General features: G+C 38.3%; 2 protein-coding genes. Both read right to left on the bottom strand.

Annotated elements, in window-relative coordinates:
* Window positions 1-140: 140 nt before the first annotated feature.
* The gene (locus AACZ30_RS13910) at window positions 141-626 is read right to left on the bottom strand and encodes a methylated-DNA--[protein]-cysteine S-methyltransferase (RefSeq protein ID WP_075325494.1); all 486 of its coding nucleotides are present in this window, start codon (window positions 624-626) and stop codon (window positions 141-143) included.
* Window positions 568-1,694 (bottom strand): CNNM domain-containing protein (locus tag AACZ30_RS13905; RefSeq protein WP_339650119.1); only part of this gene is annotated, 1,127 nt, incomplete at its 5' end. The genes AACZ30_RS13910 and AACZ30_RS13905, both read right to left, overlap by 59 nt.

Below are 1,694 nucleotides of genomic sequence, written 5' to 3'. Positions count from 1 at the left end.
TTTTCTCCCTGGAAATAAGTGGCCTGCATTCCGCGGAAAATATATCCGAAATCGAAAATAATAAGAATAATAACAGCGATTAGAAGTACAAAAATTACGGTTCCGGAAATTTTTAAAAATCTAATCATACAGCTGAAAGTTTAGAACATTGAGATTTGCGAAGTATTATTTTCGTGGTTTAAAAGCCATTGTTTTCTATGTAAGCCGCCGGCGTAACCGGTTAAAGATCCATTACTGCCAATTACACGATGACATGGAATTACCACCCAAAGCGGATTTTTCCCGTTTGCCGACGCAACTGCCCGTATGGCTTTTTCATCACCTAATTTTCGGGAAAGTTCCAGGTAACTGCAGGTTTTTCCAAACGGAATTTCACTTAAAGCTTTCCATACTTTTTGCTGAAAATCGGTACCCTTAGGGTTAAGTCTTAAATTGAATTCCTCTAAATTTCCTTTAAAATATTTATTTAATTGTTCTGCAGCCGACTGAAGAAAATCGGGGATTTCTTTTGAAGACGGTATTTCTTCATCCAAAATCTGAATTGCCGAAATCCCGGCTTCGTCGCCCCTAATTTTGGCTGTCCCGAGGGGTGTTTTCAGAAATATCTGGTTTTGGTGACTCCTCATTTTCTTCATTATCTTTTCTTTGAATTAACCCAAGGCGTTTTGCGCGTTTTTCCCAGTTCTGGCGGGCCAGCATCTGCATATCTTCAATACTGTCGCTCTCGTCCATAATTTCAAGGCCCAGCAAGGTTTCTATTATGTCTTCCATAGTTACTAAACCTACGGTATTTCCGTATTCGTCTACAATCATGGAAATATGCCCTCTTTTCTTAACAAAATTCTCAAAAAGCTCTGGAATTGGAGTGTCTTCAGAACTCATAAAAATTTCCCTTTTTAGCTTGCTTAGCGGTTCAGGGCCTTTGTCGTCTATCATTTCCTCCAACACATCATCTTTCAAAATAAAACCGGTAACATTATTAGTTTTATTCTTATAAACGGGAATTCGGGAGAATTTAAGGTTTTTATGGGTTCGGTGAAATTCTTCAATACTGGTATCTTCATCTTCAATAATGGCAACGGAATAAGGCGTCATTACATCTTTTGCTTTAACCGATCTAAACACGAGAAGGTTTTTTATAACCGTGGTTTCACTTTCATCAAAAACGCCTTCTTCTTCGGCAGCATCTGTAATTGCTGCGAATTCTTCTCTGTTCATAGAAGAAACGTGGGCCGATTTTCCTATTAATTTAGTAGTAAGCATCATAAGCCAAAGTATACCGGTATACTTCAGCGGGAAAATCATTATTTTAAGGGTTTTTGCAGTAAAATTTCCCAGGGCCTGCCAGTAGGTGGCACCTATGGTCTTTGGAATAATTTCGGAAAGAACTAAAATAGCCAGCGTCATAATCGCCGAAACAATTCCCACAGCATTCCCTCCATCTCCGTAAATTTTTTCGGCCTGAACACCTACTAAAATAGCTCCAACTGTATGCGCAATGGTATTTACGGTTAAAATGGCTATTAGCGGTTTGTCTATATCCTGTTTAAAGTTTGCAAGTGTTGTGGCGTATGCTTTCCCCTCCTTGTTTTTTATTTTGATGTAGGAAGGAGTTACACTCAATAAAGCTGCTTCCAAAATAGAACACATAAAAGAAAAGAAAATGGAAAGAGTAGCATATAAAATGAGTAATC

Origin of the sequence: uncultured Salegentibacter sp. (assembly GCF_963972535.1) — a bacterium.
Taxonomy (GTDB): Bacteria; Bacteroidota; Bacteroidia; order Flavobacteriales; family Flavobacteriaceae; genus Salegentibacter.
Note: the sequence above shows the minus strand (reverse complement) of the source record. Positions and strands in the feature narration are given on the sequence as shown.